The following is a 21,445-nucleotide window of genomic DNA, read 5'->3' as shown; positions in this document are numbered from 1 at the left end:
CGTTGAAGGCCTGGATGGCCTGAGCCGAGCTCCCAAGGATGGGTTTATGGCGTCTTTTCATACAGAGAAACGGTGAAGATTTAAGACTAGCGGGTGTGTTGTTCCAAAAAATTACGCAACATTTGATGACCTTGTTCGGTCAATATAGACTCTGGGTGAAACTGAACACCTTCAATAGGCAATTCTTTATGACGTACACCCATAATCTCATCTAAACCGTCCTTCTCATCCTGAGTCCAAGCAGTCACCTCTAAACAGTCTGGCAAAGAATCCTGTTCAATCACCAGTGAGTGATAACGAGTAACCTCTACAGGGTTCGGTAAATGAGCAAACATGCCAGAATCTTTATGGAAAACAGGGGAAGTTTTTCCATGCATCACTTGTTTCGCTCGAACAATCTTCCCACCAAATGCCTGTCCAATCGCTTGGTGTCCAAGACACACACCCATAATGGGAATTTTTCCAGCGAAATGCTTAATCGCTTCAACCGAAATACCCGCTTCGGTGGGTGTACATGGTCCCGGTGAAATCACTAAGTATTCAGGTTCTAAGCTTTGGATAGTTTCTAAATCAATTTGGTCATTGCGGTGTACCACAACCTCTTGGCCTAATTCACCGAAATACTGCACCAAGTTGTAGGTAAATGAATCGTAATTATCAATCATTAATAACATAGTTTTTTTCTCTAACTTACTGTCTTATTTCGATGGTTCAGTTTGCAGGCCTTGGGTCACAAATTGCGCTGCTCGGAAAATCGCACGCCCTTTATTCATCGTCTCATCCCACTCTGCTTGAGGATTAGAATCAGCAACCACACCCGCTCCTGCTTGGACAAAAAGCTTATTATCCTGAATTACTGCTGTACGAATAGCAATCGCGGTATCCATATTGCCATTCCAACCTAAATACCCGACAGCACCACCGTAAATGCCACGCTTAACCGGTTCAAGCTCATCAATAATTTCCATGGCTCGAATTTTCGGCGCTCCAGATAAGGTACCGGCCGGGAAAGTTGCTCGAAGGACATCCATTGCACTCATGTCATCTTTAATTTTGCCTTCCACATTCGAAACAATATGCATTACATGTGAATAGCGTTCGACAAGCATTTTTTCGGTCAGTTCAACTTCACCAATTTTTGCAATACGTCCAACATCATTACGCCCAAGATCAATCAACATAAGATGTTCCGCAATTTCTTTCGGATCATTTAACAAATCTTGTTCTAATGCCAAATCTGCGGTTTCGTCGACACCACGACGGCGAGTTCCAGCAATTGGACGAACGGTGACTGTATCATCTTCTAAGCGCACTAAGATTTCTGGGGAAGAACCAACAATGTAGGTACCTCCCAAATTCAAATAAAACATGTAGGGCGATGGATTTAAATGACGTAATGCACGATACAAGTCCATCGGGTCTTCTTCAAAGTCGACAGACATCTGTTGTGAAATCACAACTTGCATCGCATCACCGGCCAACACATACTCTTGAATTTTGGCGACCGCAGCTTTGAAAGGCTCTTCACCGAAGCTAGAAACGAAATCCGGCTCATCAATTTGACGTACGCTTTGTATATCGGCCGGTAAATTCACAGCCTTTGATAATTTTTGAGTCAGTTCCTGTAAACGCTGCTCCGCTCGTTCATAGGCATTCTCTAAGCTCAAATCCGCATGTACAATCACATGAACTTGACCGGATAAGTTATCAAATACGACTAACTCTTCCGAAACCAACAGTTGAATATCCGGCGCACCGATGTCATCTTTTTCTGGAACCGATTCAACTAAACGCGGTTCAATGTAACGAACCGTGTCATAACCGAAATAACCGACTAGGCCACCACTGAAAGCCGGCAGGTTTTCATCTTCAAAAACCTTAAAGCTATTTTGATAGGCTTCAATCCAAGCGAGAGGGTCATCAGCAACCTGATGCTGTAAAACCTCATCTCCCTGATACTCTCGAACCTGTCGCCCATGAACTTCAATTCGTCGTTCACAAGGCAAGCCAATAATGGAGTAACGCCCCCATTTTTCGCCCCCTTGAACCGATTCAAAAAGGTAGGAATAATTGCCATTCGCAAGCTTATGGTAAACACTAAGTGGTGTGTCAAAATCAGCAAGAACTGTGCGCATGACTGGCACTCGCTTATAGCCTTGCTTTATCAACGTTTCAATATTTTCTGCAGTATTTTTTGTGGTCATTTCTCTTCTGCCTTTACGGTTATTTGTCTGTTTGTATGGGCAAGTTTAGTTTCTTGCGATTGCCAACGTTGGAATTGCCACCAACGCCAAATACCAAGCACTGAACACCAGAAGGGCTTAGTCAATTGTTGCAATAATCGCCATACAAATAACAAAATTTTCGGCATAGAAATCTCCATCAACTGCCTGTTAAGCTTTTGCTACCAAATAATTCGGTAATTCTGTAAAAGAGTCCATAATAACATCAGGATTATAATCGCGGATATCTTCTCCATGATTGTAACCGTAGGTCATCGCAAAAATATGAAATCCTGCTGCTCGCGCGGCTTTCACATCCGATTTAGAGTCACCAATCATCAATGCATTTTCTGCCGACTCACCCAAAAGTTTTGCGGCATGATGTAAAGGCATGGGATCTGGCTTTTTCTTTTCGCAAGTATCGCCCGATACAATCACTTCAAAGTAATCAAATAGACCTTTGTCTTTTAACAGAGGAATCGTAAACGCCTCCGCTTTATTCGTCACACAAGCTACACGATAGCCTTGCGCTTGCATCCATTCAATGCCTTCGACCACGCCATCATAAACACAGCTACGCTGGGAGTTATTCACCGCATAAAGTTCTTTAAAAATAGGAATCGCTTTGGCAAACAGTTCTGGTTCTGGTTCACCGTCCACAGAATTAATCAATGCACGCTCAACGAGACGCTCAACACCATTTCCTACCCATTGACGAACTGATGCTTCACCACGAACCGGCATATCCAGTTGCTTCATCATTTCATCAACACAATAGGTTAAATCGGGAACCGAGTCGACTAAGGTGCCATCCAAATCAATCAATACGAAACTTGGTTGTAACTTTTCCATTTTTTCTCTCATCTTGAAATAACAACGCCAGCGCTCACTACTAGTGAAAACGCTGGCGCGACAACAAAAGCTCTGTGTAACGAATTAAGCTTTTGCTAATTCATCACGCATTTGCTGAATAACTGTGTCGTAACGGTTTGCATCTGACGCATTCGCTTTACCGAAAATGCCCGAACCAGAAACGAATGTATCACACCCAGCGGCCGCTACTTCAGCGATGTTTTCAACCTTAACGCCACCATCGATTTCCAAACGGATATCACGACCTGATTCATCAATCATTTTACGAGCCGCTTTCAACTTCTCAAGCGCCTGAGGAATAAAAGACTGACCACCAAAACCTGGGTTAACTGACATAATCAAAATCATGTCGATTTTATCCATAACGTGTTCTAGGTAGTGAAGTGGTGTATGAGGGTTGAATACCAATCCTGCTTTAGCACCCATCTCTTTAATCATCGCCAATGAACGGTCAATGTGTTCAGACGCTTCCGGGTGAAAAGTCACATAGTCCGCACCAGCATTAATGAAATCAGGAATAATGCGGTCAACAGGTTTCACCATTAGGTGAACATCAATCGGCGCTTTAACGCCTTCACGATCCATAAAGTTTTTCAAAGATTCACAAACTAATGGCCCGATAGTTAGGTTAGGAACATAGTGGTTATCCATTACATCAAAGTGAACCACATCTGCACCGGCAGCAATCACATCCTTAACATCGTTTCCTAGTGTCGCGAAATCCGCAGAAAGAATCGACGGAGCAATCCAGTTTTCTTTTTTAGCCATCAGTTAAATCCTCGATAAAATTGTCAAAAAAATAATTCGTGCATTTTAACAGTATCCATTAAAATGGCAAAAAATCTTTCAATAGAAAGAACCGCACCCTAGTGCACGATTCAAGGAGCTCACCGATGCCCGAAATAGATTCTCAGAACACTGAAACTGAGAAAAACTATACAACTGACTTTAAAGGCCAACGCACTTCACACCAACGTCCACTGCACGACCGTCTATTAGCCCAAGCGATTCACATTTTTGAATACATCGGTCTATTCGTGATTGCTGTGGCAACCGTTTTTGCCGGTGGTCGCGAAGTATTACATATGATCGGGGCTGGCGTTGTCACGCTCGGCGACCTGTTATTGCTGTTCCTGTACCTCGAAGTGCTCGCGATGGTGGCGATTTACTTGAAATCGGGTAAACTTCCCATCCGTTTTCCAATTTATATTGCAATTGTAGCGCTTGCTCGATTGCTCATTTTGGACTTAAAAGCTCTAACCGAGTGGGAAATGATTGCGATTGCAGGCACCATTACCTTACTATCTTTTGCGGTGTTAATTTTGCGCTTTGGACACATGCGCTTCCCATATATTATGAACCGTCGTAAAGATGACTAATTACTTTCAAATGATTTAGGACTGAGTATGCAAGCACTATATGAGTCAACCCTAACCAGCCTGCCGTTAATTGGCAAAGGAAAAGTCAGAGATATCTACGACATTGATGACAAACATATGTTAATTGTCACCACAGACCGAATCTCTGCTTATGACGCTATATTGCCAACCCCCATTCCTGGCAAAGGTCGTATTTTGACGGAAACTGCTCAGTTCTGGATGAATAAAACCCAAAACATTTTGCCGAATCAATTGGTGACCGACCAAACACTCGCTGATTACTTAACCCCTGAAGAGTTAATGCAACTTGATGGTCGCGGCATGATTGTTCGAAAACTTAACCCCCTTCCAGTGGAAGCGATTGTTCGCGGTTACTTAGTCGGTTCGGGTTGGAAAGAGTATCAATCATCTCAAAGCGTCTGCGGAATTTCTTTACCGGCCGGTCTAGAACAAGCCGCAAAACTACCTGAACCGTTATTTACCCCGTCAACCAAAGCAGAACAAGGCGACCATGACGAAAACATCAGCTTTGAAAAGTTAGTTGATATTATGGGGCAAGAAAAGTCTGAAAAAGTTCGTGATTTAGCCTTAAAACTTTATCAGTTCGCGGCTGAGTTCGCAGCGAAACGCGGCATTATTATTGCCGACACGAAGTTTGAATTCGGTGAAGATGAAAACGGAACAATTTATCTGATTGACGAAGCATTAACGCCAGACAGCTCTCGTTTTTGGCCAGCATCGCAGTATGAAGTTGGAGCGAATCCACCAAGTTTTGATAAACAATATATTCGTGATTATCTGGACAGCTTAGACTGGGATCGCAACCCTAACAATGCACCTGAACTGCCTGAAGAAGTGGTAAGCAATACACTGCAGAAATACCAAGAAGCGCAAGCGCGCTTGACGGAAAATCTCTAATGCACCATCCAATTAGCGAATTAAAAGCCGGTCCTCATACCGGTTTTTTTGTAACCGGAACCGATACGGATGTGGGAAAAACCTTTGTCGCAGCCAAAATTGCACAACAATTCACTGCACATGGCTTAAAAATTTCTCCTCGTAAACCAATTGCCTCTGGTTGCATCGTGCAAACCGATGGAAGCTTATTAAGTGAGGACGCTTTGCAATTGCAAAAAGGTGCACAATCACAAGAGAGCTTAGAAGTTATTTGCCCCTACCAATTTGAACCGGCACTCTCACCACAAAGTGCTTTGGAAATGGCGAATGTGGTGGTTACGATAAAAGACTTGTTTGCTGCCTGCCAAACACCTAATCAAAACTTTGCTTTGGTTGAAGGGGCCGGTGGATTCTTATCACCGCTTTGTACAGACGGTCAAAATCGAGATTTGGCAACAGCTTTAAACCTGCCGGTGATTTTAATCGTTGCTGACAAGCTCGGCTGCTTGAATCATGCTTTACTTAGTATCGAAGCAATTGAAAGTGCAGGATTAAAATTACACGCGATTGTAGTCAATCAAGTCAACCAAGACAGCTTTGGTTTTGCTAAAGACTTAGAGAAATGGACTGAGACCCCCATTTACTCCTGTGAATTCGATTCTTGACCGGCCGGTATTAGTTTCATTACCAATAAAACCGTTAAAGCGCCTGCCAAAAATACAAATGCCAGCAATGCCCATAATGGGGAAACCATCTCCCAGCCTTGGGCAATCACCAAAGAATCATTTCCGGCAACTTCAACCAATTGCAAACTATCCACCTGCCCCATAAACGCATACAAAACAATCAACATTAAAGCGGCAATAAAAATACACATAACTCATCTCCTATCAGTTCAGGAGCATTATCTATTATTTTCGTGATCTATCTCTACCCATTTCAGAAGCTTAATTTCCCCCTCCAAAGTTTCAACAATGGCGGTACAAGACTCCACCCAGTCACCACAATTGAAGTAATCAACACCTTCGATTTCACGAATTTCAGGATGATGGATATGGCCACAAATGACCCCTTGATAACCTTGTTTTCGGCAGTCTTTGACCACAGCTTCTTCATAAGCGGTGATAAAGGAAACCGCGGATTTCACCTTCTGCTTGAGAAAAGAAGACAACGACCAATAGTTCATCCCCAACTTTTTACGCACCCAATTATAGTAACGATTCAAAATCACCAAGGTTTCGTAACTCCAGTCACCTAACACCGCAAGCCATTTTTGTGTTTGAATCACACTGTCATATTTATCACCATGAACCACTAACAACTTCTGGCCATTAAGCCCAACAAATTCAGCCTCATCACATAAATCAATATTGCCAAACTCAATGCCTGAATAGCGGCGAAGAAAATCATCGTGATTTCCTGTCACGTAAACCACATCCGTGCCGCGTTTCGATTTTGTCAAAATACGACGAATCACATTGGTGTGTGCTTGTGGCCAAAACATTCGCTTTTTCAAACGCCAACCATCAATAATATCGCCTACTAAATATAACTTTTCACAATCATTAAACTTTAAAAAATGCGATAAATGATCTGCTTTCGCTCCTTTCGATCCAAGATGAGTATCCGAAATAAAGATCGTCCGATATTGATTAATCGTTTGATTATTCTCAGCAAGAATAAACTCATCTTCAGTCAGATTATTCATCCAGTCAGGAAAGAATGAGGAATCAGAGGGTAATGCATTCACATTAGAAGTCTTCGACATAGTTGTAATCACTTATAAATTTTTTACCAAGTTTAAAAAGTGAATACGAGCGATTTATGACACTTTGTTGACACTTCCAAGTCCTTTTAACCCCTGAAAAGTCATATAGCTTTCAACTCTCCTTCATAAAGACAGAATAAAATAAGTTCTTTTACTTATTATCGGTATAAGATATGGCAAAGATTTCTCGACTAGTACTGGTAACGGATGCTTGGCACCCGCAAGTCAACGGGGTTGTGACGACACTTACTCACTTGGTGGACTTAGCACGCCATCAAGGCATTGAAGTGGATGTTATTCAACCCCAAAATTATTCGACAATTCCCATGCCTTTTTATAAAGAAATATCGTTAGTCTGGCGTGCGCCACACCTAGAAGAGCGTCTCTTAAATTTCCAACCAGATGCGATTCATATCGCAACAGAAGGCCCTCTAGGTTGGCGTGTCAGACAACTTGCTCAAAAGTTTAATTGGCCGTTCACCACTGGTTATCACACAAAGTTTCCAGAGTATGTCCATAAAAGAGCCAAATGGATTCCAGAATCCTGGGGTTATAACCTCCTAAAAAGATTTCACCGGCCGGCAACAAAAACATTTGTACCCGCACCTTCCATTAAACAAGAACTCGAGGATAAAGGTTTTCAAGAATTAACAGTGATGTCCCGCGGGGTCAACCGAGAAACTTTTAACCCAAACCAAGCACAGCCTATGAGATTTGCTAAACCAATATATTTATATGTTGGTCGCATCGCTGCAGAAAAAAACATACGTGCTTTTCTAGACATACCACTCAAAGGTTCAAAAGTCATTGTGGGCAAAGGCCCTGAGCTGGAAGCGCTAAAAAAGAGCTACCCTGAAGTAGAGTTTGTTGGAGCAAAAACCGGTAAAGAATTAGCAAGTTTTTATGCATCTGCGGACGTGATGGTTTTTCCTTCTCTGACGGACACATTTGGCGTGGTAAACATTGAAGCGATTGCCTGTGGAACACCGGTAGCCGCCTACCCTGTCACAGGGCCGAAAGATATCATAACCGAAGGGTTAAATGGTGCACTGGATAACGATTTAGAAAAGGCTATTCATCGAGCCTTACTATTGAAGGGCACTCATTTGGAACGAACAATTCCACAATTCACATGGGATTCAGCTTGTGAACAGTTTTTGCATAACCTAGCACTGATTAATGCTGCAACGGAATCCAACATGCTCAGAACAAACTCTCGAGCGATTGAAAGCTCGTAATCTTATCCAATACATCCTGAATACAAAAACGGCTTCTTAAGACAAACTTAGAAGCCGTTTTCATTATGATGATAATTTTGAATTATTTTTCAGGCATCATTGACGAGTGGTGATGAGAGATTTTCCATTCGCCATTACGGAATTCATATACAAAGGTGTAACGAGCTGGAACCACTTGAGGCTTGCCATCTTTTACAACCTTAAATTCATAAACACCGGCATCAGTCAATTTGTTGCAGCCTTGTTTCAAGTTACGAGAAACCACCTTTCCATAAGGTTTTGATTGTAGGAAATGGTGAAAGTAATCAGCGATTTCTTCGTGGTTAACACGAGGAACGTTTGAAACCGTTGGTAACAGCACAGCATCTTCCCAATACAATTGGGCAACGGCATTTTGGTCACCCGTTTGCAACGCCATGTTCCAACGTTCAAAAAGTTCTTGCGCTAAACGCTCAGAAGAAGGTGCACAGGCACAAGATTCGTTTGCAGTAGGAGTGTCGATTGGCGCTCCATGGTTACGAACCGTAACCGGTGTTTCCTTTAAACCACGATTTCCTAGACTGCTGCCAACACTTACTCGTGGGTTAACATCCCATTCAATTCCAACTGTTCCACTGATTGTACGACCGTTTTTCATTGTACTTCTCTTTCTCAATTTTAAATTTTGTGTTCACTACAGCTGAATACTCAACTAATCTTAATAACCATGAACATAGCTTTCACCACAGCCTTTCAAGAACTCTAAAAATTCATTGGCTAAGACTGATAACTCTTTACCTTTTGGATAGACGATATTCCATTGCTTTTGCACCGGAAAACCTTCTACATCTAATTCTATAATCGGACCGTTTAGTCGTTCTTCCTTTGACAGCGCCAACTGCGAGACACATGCAACGCCCAAATCACCAATCACACAATGTTTAATCGCTTCATTGGTTTCCATTGTCAAACGCTCATTGATACTTAAGCCCTGCTCAGAAAATACCGATTCAACCGCGGAACGAATCCCCGAACCTTCTTCACGCATGATAAAAGGTTCTTTTGCCAAACGCTGAAGGCTCACTTTTTGACCCGCTAGCTCATGGGTATGATTGGCAATAATCACCAATGGATTAGGAAGAAACGGGACAACTTCCAAATCCGAACTATTTCGCGGAACCTGACCAATAATATAAAGGTCATCCAAGTTTTGCTCGATTCGCTTAAACAGGTTTTCACGATTTGTAATCTTCAAGTTTAAGTCTATATCTTCGTGTCGCTTCGAAAACTCACCTAAGGCTTTTGGCGTGAAATATTTCGCAGTCGTCACAACCGCAACTCTCAAGCGGCCCCGTTTAAGACCTTTGTAATCATCCAACATAATTTCAAGGTTGGATAGACGGTCGATAATTTCACGACAGCTAGCAGCGACCTTCTCACCGACCTCAGTCAAATAAATATTACGCCCAACTTGCTCATATAGGGGTAAATCTATCGCTTCGGCAAAACTTTTGACCTGAGCTGAAACCGTTGGCTGTGTCAGAAACAATTCTTGTGCAGCTCTGGTAAAACTCAGATGCCGTGAAACTGCTTCAAAAATTTGAATCTGTCTTAAAGAGGCATGGCGCAGAAGAAAATGGCTATTAGAATTTCCATCCGGTAGTCGACTCATAGGTCGCTCCTTGTCTAAGTAATCACTTAGTTGTAATCAATATGAATTATAGATTTTAATCTCTAATTGAAATAGTTCAAATAGAGAAACCAATTAACTCATTAAAAACTAAGCTCAGATTCTACCGGCCGGCAAAACTTAGCTAAATTTACATTATGTCTTGGCAACCACCGCCATTACCATTCAACCGTGTAAGCGCTGCAGTCGCTGCACGAGCGGCTTCTTCAACATCCGCTTCCTTACCTGCCATAATCAAACGACCATAAGCACCTACCGCACGCGCTTCAATCAAAGTAATGTTGGCAGCTTTTTCCGCTTCGTTTGCCGCCAAAATAATATAACCGGCCGGTTCAGTTTCCATAATCAACATGGATTGGCCAGGAAGCATCATTGAGCCTCGACGGTTATCACGGTTAATCAAAGTTGCATGATCAGGAGTAATAGAACGAATGATTTCATGCCACATCAATTTACATGGCTGACGCGTTGAATGTTCTGTATTCATATAACGTAGCATATGATCACCTGATTCAAGCACATCACTTTGAACACGATGATGAACAAAAATAGAACCATATGAACGCTCTACAATCTGCTGGCCCAAGTGAACATTCGATGCTTTAAGGGCAATATCCGATAGACGATGTACAGCCATACCTGGGGCAACTTCGACCCATAAACAGGAATCACCAGGTACAGGAAGAAACCCTAAAGACGCAGTCCCCATATAGGATGCTAACTGCGGTTGTAGGGAATCAATAAATACCCAGGTACGTAATTCAATCATGCCTTTCTTGCCTTTTCCGCTAACCACTGCTCAACAACAGCGTTGGCAGCTTGTGCGCGAGCACTAATTTTATTTTTGACTTCAAGTGGAATGTCCGCAGCGACTCGGAACCGATCTCTATCCCAAAACAGGGAATCATAACCAATTCCGTAAGTCGTGCGTTCTTCCATTAAGATTTCGCCATCCCATCGACCATAACCGACAATCGGCGCAGGATCTTTAGGGTGACGAACTAATACGATTGCACAGTAATAGTGTGCTTTTCGATGCGAGTAAGGAACTCCCTGTAAAGCTTGTAACACTTTTTGACGGTTTTCCGCTTCACTTGGTTTCGCGTTACCAGCTTTATCTGCAAAACGCGCAGAATAAATACCAGGTTCACCCATTAAATAATCAATCGATAAACCAGAGTCATCCGCAATCGCAGGCAATCCTGTTTTAGCACTCGCAAATCGAGCTTTTTTTAATGCATTTTCCAAATAGGTTTCACCGTCTTCAACAGCTTCGTCGCAGAAAAAATCGGTTTGCAAATGAAACTGCTTTGCCAGAGGCGAAAGCAAAGGCATAAGCTCTTTTATCTTATGCGGGTTTCCTGTTGCAACAACAATTGAATCCATGAAATATTTAAAACCTATTTAAAAAATACAGAGTTTACCGGCCGGTAAATTGTTTCATGCACACATTTACCGGCCGGTTATTCTAAAAGAAAACGACACTCAGTTGATTTCTTTTTCGTCTTCTTTGAACTTTTGGAAATATTGACGAACAATGGTTCCTGTTTGCATACTCTCGACATTCTTAAAGATTACGTAATAAATTACTGCATGAATAACTAAAGTAATAATCAACCCTTCAAAAATACCGACTTTAAATACTAACAATCCACAAAGAGTTGCCAGTAACATTGCATAAGGACCGTGTTTTGCGGTGTGTAATACACCAAGCACCATCTTAATACCAACAAATGTCATAATAATCGCCAACGCAAAGTATGGCAGATGATCCAGATACTGAACATTGAACACAAAGAATGTGATCAGTAGACCGATTACCAACACAGATAACTTAGTGTAAGCACCCGCCAAACGGTTCGTTGACGACTTGGCAAGTCCATCAAGGTTTGTCATACCCCCAAAGAAAGATGACCCCATGTTTGAAACCCAAATCGAAAGAAGTGAATTATTCGAATTACACGGACGCTTCAATGGATCAATTTTTTCAATTGCTGCATTCGACATCACCTGCTCAATGACATCAACCACCGCTAACATCAATGAGAAGAAGATGGCATAAATCCATAGCCATGCTGAATCAAAGCTTGGAATTGGTAAACCAATATTAAAATCCACATCATCAACTTTCAGCATTTTGACATCAATAAACATTGCAGCAATGATTCCAAAAACAATCAATGCAAAGTACGGTAGTGCAGGTTTTGTGTCTTTAAATTTTTTAAACAGTATTAAAAACATTGCCGCACCAATCACCGATAAGATCACAACGTGAACACGTCCGTCTGACCAAAACTCTTCCCCTGCAGCAACACCAACTGGAAGCATCCACAAAAACGGTAGGAACTTAAGTGCAATTTTTAAACCAATACCAGCCAAAAGACCTTCAACTAGGTATCCAGGTACAGCCATGAGCAAATATCTTTGCCAATTAAATTTCCATATTAAGGCTTGAAACGTTGCGGTCATAAAAATTATGAACGCCATATTTTCGATACCAAATGTGGCAACACCCATTGCTAGAATAGGAGCAAGACCTGCTGCTATACCCGGTGCACCAATAAAGTTTCCTGGACGGAACCATGCAAATAAGAAACCAATAAAAGAGGCGAATGCAACCGTTGCAAGACCTACCTGAATTGGATAATCAGACATCATAGCAATACCAATAGAAAGAGGAATTGCCATAGTTGCAGTAATTACACCAGCCTGAACATCTCTGACTGCATATTCTGAGCGGAATGCAGCAGAACCTGAATCAGTCATTTCTGAGTTTGATGTATTTGTATTTTCTTGTGCCATAGTTTTATTACACCTTCGTAATGGCAATTCATTTGAATTGCTTCTTAGTCATGTTGACTCAGGAATAGGCTTAACCTGAGAGCAAATTACGTTTCTGTTATCCAGCTTGTGGCTAAACACATCAACAAAGTGGCTGCTCTGCTCTTAAGACAGTCACTTTAGATTTAAATTAATAGCGCGCTATCCTATTCACTTTGTTACCAAATGTGAAATTGATAAAACAACTCAAACCCATAGACAGTTTCTATTTATTTATAGATGGCCATTGATTTGATACACAGATTAATTTTATAAATACAAAAATATACCCATAAAGTTAATCTGTCGATTAAAAAAAAGGGAATATGTAAAACATATCCCCCTTTATAAAAATTCAGTTACTAAGCCTGAATTAATCTGGCCAGACTCGACGTCTTGGTAACGCCTTAATCTTGTCCGCAATGTGTGTCTCTTTCTCAGCTGCTTTTTTAGCAACTGTCGAAACCTGAGGCTTTTTCGCCGCCGGCTTACGAGCAGGTGTTTTTTTAACAGCAGGCTTTGCCGAAGCAGAGTCTGCTTTTAAAGCATCTGGAATTTGACCGTTTGCCGATGAATTTTCACTCATGCGGAAGTCCCCTCATTCACTTTTTCGAATGCTTCATCAATACCATTTGCTAATGCAAAATCAGTATCGCCAAGCGATTCACCTTGTGCATAAATAATTACAGAGACGTGTTCACGTCCAAAGCTAAGGTTTGGGTGATGTCCGACCTCTTCAGCGACATCTGCAACATCATCCAAAAAATCACGTAGAACATCATAAGAGTCAAATAAAAATTTGGCCTCTAGAGTTCCTTGTTTATCCTTTTGCTTCCAAGCAGGGCTCATACGAAACTCCGCTGAGGTACCGGATTATTCGCAAGGTTTTGGTAGTACTCTTCTAACCAGCCTTGTACTCGTACTAATTGAGACTGTTCTTCTTCAAGAAGACGAGAAAACAGAGCATGGTCTTCTGTTGCACCAACATTCATTGTGTAATTGCTAGCTTCACCATAAAGTTGGATAAGCGCAAGTTCACGAGCTTCACAAGTTCGTAAGGCTTCAATGACATTGTTTGCTGGTGTAGCAGGACTAAGAATGCTACCGGCCGGTAAAGCGCCTTGTGACACCATACGGTCTGTAATGAGGTTCGCATGTTGAAATTCTTCATTTGCTAAAGTCACAAAACTTTCAGCAAATTGCATTTCATTACGGAACTTAGATAAAGAAGCCTGAGCCAGATAATGTTGTCCAGCAGAGAACTCTAAACTCAATGCACGACCAAGATAGCCCAAAATTTGAGTATTTGGAGCTGTCTGAGGTTGTTCAAATTGAGGATAAGCTGCTGCACCTGGCATAACATTGCCTTGCATATTAGGTTGATAACGCATCATTATCTCCTTGGCTCAGAAAAGGGCCGAAGCCCTTAAACTTATAGACGTTTCGCAGAACCAGTATTACCTGTTTCTAGAGCCGGCTCAACTTCTTTGTGAGGACGTGCAATGATGTGAGCAGCAACAAGGCCGTCACCAACACGTTCACAAGCATCAGCACCAGCGCGAACTGCTGCATTAACCGCACCAGTCTCACCACGTACCATAACCGTAACGTAACCACCGCCAACGAATTCGCGGCTTACTAGGCGTACTTCCGCAGATTTTGTCATCGCATCCGCAGCTTCAATTGCTGGAACAAGACCACGTGTCTCGATCATGCCTAGTGCAATACCATATTCACTCATGGATTGACTCCTAAAATAAGTCTTAAACTAACTGATTACTCAGCTTTAGCTAGAACTGGCTCAACTTCTTTGTGAGGGCGAGCAATGATGTGAGCAGCAACAAGACCGTCACCAACGCGTTCACAAGCATCCGCACCTGCACGAACTGCAGCGTTAACTGCACCAGTTTCACCACGAACCATAACAGTAACGTAACCGCCACCAACAAATTCACGTGAAACTAGACGAACTTCAGCAGCTTTTGTCATAGCATCTGCAGCTTCAATCGCTGGTACAAGACCGCGAGTTTCAATCATACCTAATGCAATACCGTAATCACTCATGATTTTCTCCTTGAATACAAGTGTTTTATTAATAAACTGTTAAATTAAGCTTTATCAGCAGATAGAACTGGCTCAACTTCTTTGTGTGGACGTGCGATGATGTGTGCAGCAACAAGGCCGTCACCAACACGTTCACAAGCGTCAGCACCTGCACGAACTGCAGCGTTAACCGCACCAGTTTCACCACGAACTAAAACAGTAACGTAACCGCCACCAACAAATTCACGGCTTACTAGACGTACTTCAGCTGCTTTAGTCATCGCATCTGCAGCTTCAATAGCTGGAACTAGACCACGTGTTTCGATCATGCCTAAAGCAATACCATATTCACTCATCGGTTTCTCCTTTCGAGTTTAATCATTGTCATCTGGTTTGATGATATCCGTTCGATTATCAATAATGCCGGATATCGTTAAATCAGTAAGATAGCGTTTCATACCTGCTGCATCACGTGCAGCAGAGTTTGCGATGGTAAAAACCAAATCGCCTTCTTTTGTGCCAATCGGGTCCATTCCAACTAGAACACCCCCGCCCAGCGTGTGTAAAACTTTTAAGGGTAAGTGCCCCAAATCATTTAAACGACTGGTTAAAACAATCTGCTTGCCGACTATATGGACTTGCATTTTGAATTACTCCCAACCATCCCATTTATCAAGAATCCCGACAATGGTCAAATCACTTGGATAACCCTTGGTTCCTGTAGCATCACGAGCTGCCGAGCTACCACAACAAAGAACGTAATCACCTTCCTTACAACCTATCGGGTCAACAGCAACCGTTGGGCTACCATTCTTCTTGTCTTCAAGCAGCTTTAGAGGCATGTGATCCATCATCGCTATGCGATTGGTTGAAACAACAGTACCAGTTACTTTCCAAATTTTCATTTAAGACCCTTTTCAATCATCTAACCGGTAAGCCGGATGAAATCCTGTGTAATCTCTGAGAGTACACATAGTGTGCAACATCCCAGATTGAGAAAGTTCTGAAAACTTCTCATGAACCAATTGTTCAATTCGTTTTGATTTTTTTATCACTCTCAATTTTGAACCTGGAACTCTCGCATCATATTCAAAACCAATAATGATTGGAATTGGTCGCATTTTACAGACATTTAACTTCTTGAATATTTTTATCCCAACTTTTACGTCAGATAAACCTTCTTCCAGAGTCTCAAGAAAACTGTAATAAGTCAGGTTACGAAGCTGAACTTCTTCGAACCCACTTCCAATCCCTATAAATCTCTCAGCGTGACCAAGGTCGCTATAGCACCCTGACTCATACTGATGAACATAATCAATTTGTGAAAGATTCTGCTCAATCAACCAAGCAAGTACTTTTCTTAATCTCAAGGCCTGATCTAATCGGCAGCGTTTTCGGCTAACCGTCAGAGCATTTAAAATTTCAGTTCGTGCTTGCTCAGCTGTTAAATTCATTGTGTGATGATAAAGCTTGTGAGTATCCACATAACTTTGTAAATCCACGCGACCAAATTCATCCGGTACATGAACTCTTAGACTGTCGTCATCTGTATTCACACCTAACAGAATGACATCTACTGTTGCCCCACAATCAAAACGATTTTCAATCGCTTGTTTAAATTCGTTAAGTTTGTCCAAAGCTGCTTGAGCCGCTTTAGCATCATCGCTTCCGTGCGCAGCACATCCTTGATGATGAGGATCAGATTTTGAGAAATGATAGGACGCTATTTTAAGGTAACGTGTATCATCATCTGCCGGATTTGGCTTAGATTCTCTAAATCTTAAGTGCTCTGTAAAGACCCAGTTCCTTACACTTTCACTGACATCAAATAAGGCGCCAGCATGGGATTTTCGACGAACCATACTATAAGGTAGTCGCAAAATATAACTTACAAAATGTGCTAATCGACCATCTGCACAAGGTGCAATGCCTATCGCGTGATATCCCATTTCCAGAAACATCTTTTGTAAATTAGTTTTTTGTTGACCTTTAAGCGGGTCTTTTTCAAAAAACTCCTTAGAAAATTCTAGGAATTGTTGAAAAACGCATTCAGAGTAAAGCGCACTCAAATTTAAGCTACCAATCGAAGCCTGTTCTAGGAATTCAACTGGCAATTTAAATCCGAGTTTTGCTTCTAGAGTACGATTTGCCCAATGAACAAAATCTCGACATCCGTAATTACTTTCAAGCTCCAATAACACTGACCAAATTTGATCAAAACGTGTTTTTGAAACATCCTCGTAATCGCGAAGACGTTTATTTGACACTGAATCTACTAGTGGATGTTTCTCAGCGGTTACAATTGTAGAAGGACGTTTTGTAGCCAAATCTCTTGAATAAGGAATTGGCTTCAATAATTCCGATTTACGTTGTCTGCGAGTACCACCTCTAGCATTCATAACTCTTTACTTCTTTACAAACTTTTCAGTTAAGCGCGAGCGCCACCAGATAAAGTCACTTTCGCACCAGTATCTGCATTCCCTGAAGAACCTGTAATTTTGCTGATTGGAACTTCTGGCATTGAATTAGGTCGGTAACCATGTGCACCCATAACGTGTGCAGGTTCCTGACTATTTTTCAATGATGTGTTACGACTTGTTGCCCAGTCCCCTTCGGTACCAGTTACTTTCGTTCCACGATCCCAACCATCACCAGTGATACGTGCAGCACCTTGTTTAGGCACTTCTACTTCAGCAGCTGCAGGCATTGCTTGTGGCATTCCTACTGCTGGAGCTTGCATCATCATATTTGGTGTACTGACCGGCGCAGCAGCTACATTCGCATTCATTAACTGTGGAAAGTCTGACTCACCAGGATTTGACGCTGATGATTGACCACCACAGAAAGCTGCAGTTTGATCTGCACCTTGATACGGTGTACCTGATACTAATTCACAAGCGCCTTTTTGAGCACCTGTTAGACCATTAGGCCCCGGTTGAACGCCGGTCAGTGGGTGCTTTCCCGGCATAACAGATCCCATCATACGATTTTGAATTTCCGCTTTCGCTTCCATTCCACAGCTTGAAACATGTTCAAATGACATATATGGAGTTCCTGTTACGGCCTTGCAAGTTCCTGCTTCTGCACCCGTCATGCCTGTCGTTTGACCTGCACGATCACCCGTGATCGATTGACCACGTGTCGTGTTAGAAACAGTAATCTTAGCTGGTAATGCAGGAGGAGTAGAATCACAGAAAGTTTCTGTCTCTTCTAAACCTTGGTAGTTCGTACCCGTTACTGAATGACAGTAACCCTTTTCATCACCTGTAACATCTTCAATGCGACCTACTTGAGTACCAGTCGTAGCATTACCCGCTGGCGTCACAGAAGAAACAACCTTTTCAGGAATTTCTGCTGGCGCTGAAGGACGGATAGTAACCGACTGAGACTTGTAGCCATCACCACCTGTTACATTGGAAGCACCGTTGTTGTTTAATTGGCTGTTATCAACACTAAAGCCCGTTACCTTTTTAGGTTGAGCTGGAGCATTGGTGCCACAAAATAGTTCACTCTGATCGGCCGGCAGATAATCTGTTCCAGTAATTACTGAACATTGACCTGCACGGTCACCCGTAACTGCTTGTGCATTACCTACAGCTGTACCACTAATGGTTTCACCTTTAGTCGTTTGCGTACGGGTCACCTTAGGCTTTCCCGCAGTTGGTGCACTTTCACAATGGGTGTTAAATTCTTCAGAACTAAAATACTCTGTACCGCTAACTGTTTGACATGCACCAAATTCAGCACCTGTCATACTACCTTGTCCGACTTGCGTTCCTGAAATACCTTGACCATTAAGGGTTGTGGAATGTCCCACCTTTTCAGGAGCATTACGCTCACGACTCTTACGAGTACGTGATGCAGAGCTACCCGTACCACAAGTTTTACCTCGTGAACAACGTTCGCTTCTTACTTTACGCGCAATATCACGACTTGAAGCTTCTGGATCACTCATACGAGCAACTGCACCAGATTGACTGCCACGTGTTTTGTAGGCAGTCTCGCCAGTTTTACCCATAGTACGAGCTTTACGATAAGCACGAGACATATCGCGTCCTGGATTTTTAGCCTTCGAAACCTCTGTTTTCACAGCATTACGACGGTCATTTCCACGATTTGTAGTCAACGGCTTCGCTGCAGCTACTGCAACCTGAGCTGGCTGTTCTTGCTGAACTGGAGCTGCTTGAGCAGCTTCAGCACGTTTCTGCATAGCCTTTGCTTTAGGATGCGGGTTTTCGCTTGTTTTGTGCTGAGCACCACGATTACCACGTAATTGAGCTTGGCGACGCTTAAGCGCTGCTTCACGTCCCTCAGCAATTACTACCGGACGACCAACTGGAGCACGGTCACGAGGAGCCGATACTGGTGCTGGTGCTACCGGAGCAGGTGCTGAAGCCGTAGCTTTCTGCTGTGCACGCGTTGGAATTGGTGCAGGAGCAGAAGCTTGAGCCGCCTTGCGTTGGCTCGGGCTTTTAGACGCTGTCGGGGAGTTAGCTGCACCGCCAAGCTGTGCTTGACGGCGGGCTTGCGCTGCTGCGCGACCACTTTGAGATTGACTCATTGTCTGGCCTCCCTTGATTCGTTCGTTAGTTTAGTTTGATTCAATTACACGCCACGTGGCTTGTAAACTACAAACTCATGACCTTTACACTGAGTGTAGTTGTCATAACCAACAACACGGATCAAGTGATCAGGATACTCACGACGACATTCTTCGATTTCCGCCAAAACAGCTTGTGGATCACGCATCCCGAAGAATGGTAGTTTCCACATATCCCAGTAAGTAGACTGGATGTTAGCAACAGTATCATGCTCGATAGATGGTGCCCAACCTTGGTTGATTAGGTATACGATTTGGTCGTAAATTTCATCAGCAGTAAGCTCTGGAAGAAAACCAAAAGTTTCCATAGTGAACTTAGTGCGGTAATCAGTTGTGTTAAAAGACATCTTTTAAACTCCTTATTAACGGATCTATTCAAATTCTATGAAAAGCGACGATTAAGCGTCTAGCTTATCAACTGTGTCGAATTCGAACTTGATTTCTTTCCAAGTCTCAAGAGCAACTGCAAGCTCAGGAGAGTGACGTGCAGCGTCACGTAGGATGTCAGCACCTTCACGCTCAACATCACGACCTTCGTTACGAGCTTTAACACAAGCTTCAAGTGCAACACGGTTAGCAGCCGCACCAGCAGCGTTACCACCTGGGTGACCTTGAGTACCACCACCGAACTGAAGAACTGAGTCATCACCGAAGATAGTTACAAGAGCTGGCATGTGCCATACGTGGATACCACCAGAAGCAACTGCGAATACACCAGGCATTGAACCCCAATCTTGGTCGAAGAATACACCGCGTGAACGATCTTCTGGAACGAATGCTTCACGTAGTTGATCAACAAAACCTAGAGTTGACGCACGGTCACCTTCAAGCTTACCTACAACAGTACCAGTGTGAAGTTGGTCACCACCAGATAGACGTAGACATTTCGCTAGAACACGGAAGTGAATACCGTGTAGTGGGTTACGGTCAATTACCGCGTGCATTGCACGGTGAATGTGTAATAGGATACCGTTTTTACGACACCAAGCCGCAAGACCAGTGTTAGCTGTGAAACCACCAGTGATGAAATCGTGCATGATGATTGGCTGACCTAGGTCTTTAGCAAATTCAGCACGCTCGTACATAGCTTCAGGAGTAGCAGCTGTTACGTTTAGGTAGTGACCTTTTTTCTCACCCGTTACTTCTTGAGCTTTAGTTACAGCTTCAGCAACGAATTCGAAACGGTTCTGCCAACGCATGAACGGTTGAGAGTTGATGTTTTCATCATCTTTTGTGAAGTCTAGACCGCCACGTAGACACTCATAAACTGCACGACCGTAGTTTTTACCAGACAAACCAAGCTTAGGCTTGATAGTACAACCTAGTAGAGGACGACCGTATTTATTCATGCGATCACGCTCAACTTGGATACCATTTGGTGGTCCCATACAAGTTTTGATGTATGCGATTGGGAAACGGATATCTTCTAGACGTAGAGAACGTAGAGCTTTGAAACCGAATACGTTACCAACAAGTGAAGTTAGAACGTTTACTACTGAACCTTCTTCGAAAAGGTCTAGCGGGTAAGCGATGAACGCGTAGAATGCGTTTTTATCACCAGGTACGTCTTCAATACGGTATGCACGACCTTTGTAGAAGTCCATATCTGTAAGAAGATCAGTCCATACAGTTGTCCAAGTACCAGTTGATGACTCAGCAGCAACAGCAGCTGCAACCTCTTCACGAGGAACACCTTCTTGACCGACGATTTTGAAACAAGCCAAAAGGTCTGTGTCTAAAGGTACATAATCTGGAGTCCAATAAGTCAACTGGTAATCTTGTACACCAGCATCAAATGTTTGTGCCATAGTTAAATGCTCCCTTTATGGTTGGAGTTGAATAAAAATTCAATCAGGATTATAGAGATGCTTCTCATATATGACTAATTGAAAGAAACAATGCTCAAGATTGAATATTCTCTATAGGTCTCTATGAA

Annotated in this window: 28 protein-coding genes; 4 read left to right on the top strand and 24 right to left on the bottom strand. The window is 42.7% G+C overall.

Annotation, left to right across the window (positions count from 1 at the left end; translation table 11 throughout):
* Positions 1–86: 86 nt before the first annotated feature.
* The 5 genes from D9T12_RS01530 to rpe all read right to left on the bottom strand — a co-directional run bounded on the left by D9T12_RS01530 (position 87) and on the right by rpe (position 3,863).
* The gene (locus D9T12_RS01530; protein ID WP_130536522.1) at positions 87–674 is read right to left on the bottom strand and encodes an anthranilate synthase component II; all 588 of its coding nucleotides are present in this window, start codon (positions 672–674) and stop codon (positions 87–89) included.
* A gap of 24 nt (positions 675–698) precedes the next feature.
* Complete coding sequence (gene trpE / locus D9T12_RS01525) at positions 699–2,204, bottom strand: anthranilate synthase component I (protein ID WP_130536521.1); 1,506 nt, start codon at positions 2,202–2,204, stop codon at positions 699–701.
* Positions 2,201–2,371 carry a hypothetical protein gene (locus tag D9T12_RS12390; RefSeq protein WP_165395018.1) on the bottom strand — a complete coding sequence of 57 codons (171 nt, stop codon included), beginning with the start codon at positions 2,369–2,371 and terminating at the stop codon, positions 2,201–2,203. The genes trpE and D9T12_RS12390 overlap by 4 nt, the downstream gene beginning before the upstream one ends.
* Before the next feature lie 22 nt (positions 2,372–2,393).
* Positions 2,394–3,074 carry a phosphoglycolate phosphatase gene (locus D9T12_RS01520; protein ID WP_130536520.1) on the bottom strand — a complete coding sequence of 227 codons (681 nt, stop codon included), beginning with the start codon at positions 3,072–3,074 and terminating at the stop codon, positions 2,394–2,396.
* A gap of 84 nt (positions 3,075–3,158) precedes the next feature.
* On the bottom strand, positions 3,159–3,863 hold the full coding sequence (gene rpe, locus D9T12_RS01515; RefSeq protein WP_130536519.1) for a ribulose-phosphate 3-epimerase: 705 nt from the start codon (positions 3,861–3,863) through the stop codon (positions 3,159–3,161).
* Between the two features lie 125 nt (positions 3,864–3,988).
* Between rpe and D9T12_RS01510 the strand changes: the two genes are divergently transcribed.
* The 3 genes from D9T12_RS01510 to bioD are packed head-to-tail and all read left to right on the top strand — an operon-like array spanning position 3,989 to position 6,036.
* The gene (locus tag D9T12_RS01510) at positions 3,989–4,474 is read left to right on the top strand and encodes a phosphate-starvation-inducible protein PsiE (RefSeq protein ID WP_130536518.1); all 486 of its coding nucleotides are present in this window, start codon (positions 3,989–3,991) and stop codon (positions 4,472–4,474) included.
* A gap of 27 nt (positions 4,475–4,501) precedes the next feature.
* Positions 4,502–5,392, top strand: a complete 891-nt coding sequence (locus D9T12_RS01505; RefSeq protein ID WP_130536517.1) for a phosphoribosylaminoimidazolesuccinocarboxamide synthase — start codon at positions 4,502–4,504, stop codon at positions 5,390–5,392.
* A complete protein-coding gene (gene bioD / locus D9T12_RS01500) occupies positions 5,392–6,036 on the top strand; it encodes a dethiobiotin synthase (RefSeq protein ID WP_130536516.1) in 645 nt (214 codons plus the stop codon). Before D9T12_RS01505 ends, bioD begins: the two co-directional genes overlap by 1 nt.
* On the opposite strand, the gene D9T12_RS01495 is transcribed toward bioD, so the two are convergent.
* Both D9T12_RS01495 and D9T12_RS01490 read right to left on the bottom strand, forming a co-directional pair.
* Complete coding sequence (locus D9T12_RS01495) at positions 6,012–6,248, bottom strand: hypothetical protein (protein WP_130536515.1); 237 nt, start codon at positions 6,246–6,248, stop codon at positions 6,012–6,014. The genes bioD and D9T12_RS01495 overlap by 25 nt on opposite strands.
* Positions 6,249–6,275: 27 nt before the next feature.
* Positions 6,276–7,139, bottom strand: a complete 864-nt coding sequence (locus D9T12_RS01490) for a UDP-2,3-diacylglucosamine diphosphatase (protein WP_130536514.1) — start codon at positions 7,137–7,139, stop codon at positions 6,276–6,278.
* 173 nt (positions 7,140–7,312) lie between these two features.
* Between D9T12_RS01490 and D9T12_RS01485 the strand changes: the two genes are divergently transcribed.
* Entirely contained in the window at positions 7,313–8,377 is a 1,065-nt protein-coding gene (locus tag D9T12_RS01485) for a glycosyltransferase family 4 protein (protein WP_130536513.1), read from the top strand.
* Between the two features lie 82 nt (positions 8,378–8,459).
* Here the strand turns inward: D9T12_RS01485 and D9T12_RS01480 are convergent, their stop codons facing one another.
* The 17 genes from D9T12_RS01480 to D9T12_RS01400 all read right to left on the bottom strand — a co-directional run bounded on the left by D9T12_RS01480 (position 8,460) and on the right by D9T12_RS01400 (position 21,317).
* The gene (locus D9T12_RS01480; RefSeq protein WP_130536512.1) at positions 8,460–9,014 is read right to left on the bottom strand and encodes an SgcJ/EcaC family oxidoreductase; all 555 of its coding nucleotides are present in this window, start codon (positions 9,012–9,014) and stop codon (positions 8,460–8,462) included.
* A gap of 60 nt (positions 9,015–9,074) precedes the next feature.
* Complete coding sequence (locus D9T12_RS01475) at positions 9,075–10,028, bottom strand: LysR family transcriptional regulator (RefSeq protein WP_130536511.1); 954 nt, start codon at positions 10,026–10,028, stop codon at positions 9,075–9,077.
* 148 nt (positions 10,029–10,176) lie between these two features.
* Positions 10,177–10,815, bottom strand: coding sequence for a BMC domain-containing protein (locus tag D9T12_RS01470; protein WP_130536510.1), 639 nt, complete (start codon positions 10,813–10,815; stop codon positions 10,177–10,179).
* Positions 10,812–11,432 carry an RdgB/HAM1 family non-canonical purine NTP pyrophosphatase gene (gene rdgB, locus D9T12_RS01465; RefSeq protein ID WP_130536509.1) on the bottom strand — a complete coding sequence of 207 codons (621 nt, stop codon included), beginning with the start codon at positions 11,430–11,432 and terminating at the stop codon, positions 10,812–10,814. Before rdgB ends, D9T12_RS01470 begins: the two co-directional genes overlap by 4 nt.
* Before the next feature lie 99 nt (positions 11,433–11,531).
* Complete coding sequence (locus tag D9T12_RS01460) at positions 11,532–12,848, bottom strand: SulP family inorganic anion transporter (protein WP_206199119.1); 1,317 nt, start codon at positions 12,846–12,848, stop codon at positions 11,532–11,534.
* A 391-nt stretch (positions 12,849–13,239) separates the two neighbouring features.
* Positions 13,240–13,452 carry a hypothetical protein gene (locus tag D9T12_RS01455; RefSeq protein ID WP_130536508.1) on the bottom strand — a complete coding sequence of 71 codons (213 nt, stop codon included), beginning with the start codon at positions 13,450–13,452 and terminating at the stop codon, positions 13,240–13,242.
* Positions 13,449–13,715: a 4a-hydroxytetrahydrobiopterin dehydratase gene (locus tag D9T12_RS01450; protein ID WP_130536507.1), complete on the bottom strand. Its 267-nt coding sequence runs from the start codon at positions 13,713–13,715 to the stop codon at positions 13,449–13,451. The genes D9T12_RS01455 and D9T12_RS01450 overlap by 4 nt, the downstream gene beginning before the upstream one ends.
* Positions 13,712–14,257 (bottom strand): ferritin-like domain-containing protein, encoded by a 546-nt coding sequence (locus D9T12_RS01445; protein ID WP_130536506.1) that lies wholly within the window; start codon positions 14,255–14,257, stop codon positions 13,712–13,714. The genes D9T12_RS01450 and D9T12_RS01445 overlap by 4 nt, the downstream gene beginning before the upstream one ends.
* A gap of 41 nt (positions 14,258–14,298) precedes the next feature.
* A complete protein-coding gene (locus D9T12_RS01440) occupies positions 14,299–14,607 on the bottom strand; it encodes an alpha-carboxysome major shell protein CsoS1 (RefSeq protein ID WP_130536505.1) in 309 nt (102 codons plus the stop codon).
* 35 nt (positions 14,608–14,642) lie between these two features.
* Positions 14,643–14,930 (bottom strand): alpha-carboxysome major shell protein CsoS1, encoded by a 288-nt coding sequence (locus tag D9T12_RS01435; protein WP_206199118.1) that lies wholly within the window; start codon positions 14,928–14,930, stop codon positions 14,643–14,645.
* A gap of 44 nt (positions 14,931–14,974) precedes the next feature.
* A complete protein-coding gene (locus tag D9T12_RS01430; protein ID WP_130536503.1) occupies positions 14,975–15,265 on the bottom strand; it encodes an alpha-carboxysome major shell protein CsoS1 in 291 nt (96 codons plus the stop codon).
* Positions 15,266–15,283: 18 nt separating this feature from the next.
* The gene (locus tag D9T12_RS01425) at positions 15,284–15,553 is read right to left on the bottom strand and encodes a EutN/CcmL family microcompartment protein (RefSeq protein WP_130536502.1); all 270 of its coding nucleotides are present in this window, start codon (positions 15,551–15,553) and stop codon (positions 15,284–15,286) included.
* A gap of 6 nt (positions 15,554–15,559) precedes the next feature.
* Positions 15,560–15,814 (bottom strand): alpha-carboxysome shell vertex protein CsoS4, encoded by a 255-nt coding sequence (locus tag D9T12_RS01420; RefSeq protein WP_130536501.1) that lies wholly within the window; start codon positions 15,812–15,814, stop codon positions 15,560–15,562.
* A 12-nt stretch (positions 15,815–15,826) separates the two neighbouring features.
* Entirely contained in the window at positions 15,827–17,308 is a 1,482-nt protein-coding gene (locus D9T12_RS01415; RefSeq protein WP_130536500.1) for a carboxysome shell carbonic anhydrase, read from the bottom strand.
* Between the two features lie 29 nt (positions 17,309–17,337).
* The gene (gene csoS2, locus D9T12_RS01410; protein WP_130536499.1) at positions 17,338–19,470 is read right to left on the bottom strand and encodes an alpha-carboxysome scaffolding protein CsoS2; all 2,133 of its coding nucleotides are present in this window, start codon (positions 19,468–19,470) and stop codon (positions 17,338–17,340) included.
* Positions 19,471–19,514: 44 nt separating this feature from the next.
* Positions 19,515–19,856, bottom strand: coding sequence for a ribulose bisphosphate carboxylase small subunit (locus D9T12_RS01405; protein WP_130536498.1), 342 nt, complete (start codon positions 19,854–19,856; stop codon positions 19,515–19,517).
* A 51-nt stretch (positions 19,857–19,907) separates the two neighbouring features.
* Positions 19,908–21,317, bottom strand: a complete 1,410-nt coding sequence (locus D9T12_RS01400; RefSeq protein WP_130536497.1) for a form I ribulose bisphosphate carboxylase large subunit — start codon at positions 21,315–21,317, stop codon at positions 19,908–19,910.
* Positions 21,318–21,445 lie beyond the last annotated feature (128 nt).

This window comes from Thiomicrorhabdus indica, from assembly GCF_004293625.1.
Lineage (GTDB): Bacteria > Pseudomonadota > Gammaproteobacteria > Thiomicrospirales > Thiomicrospiraceae > Thiomicrorhabdus > Thiomicrorhabdus indica.
Note: the sequence above shows the minus strand (reverse complement) of the source record. Positions and strands in the feature narration are given on the sequence as shown.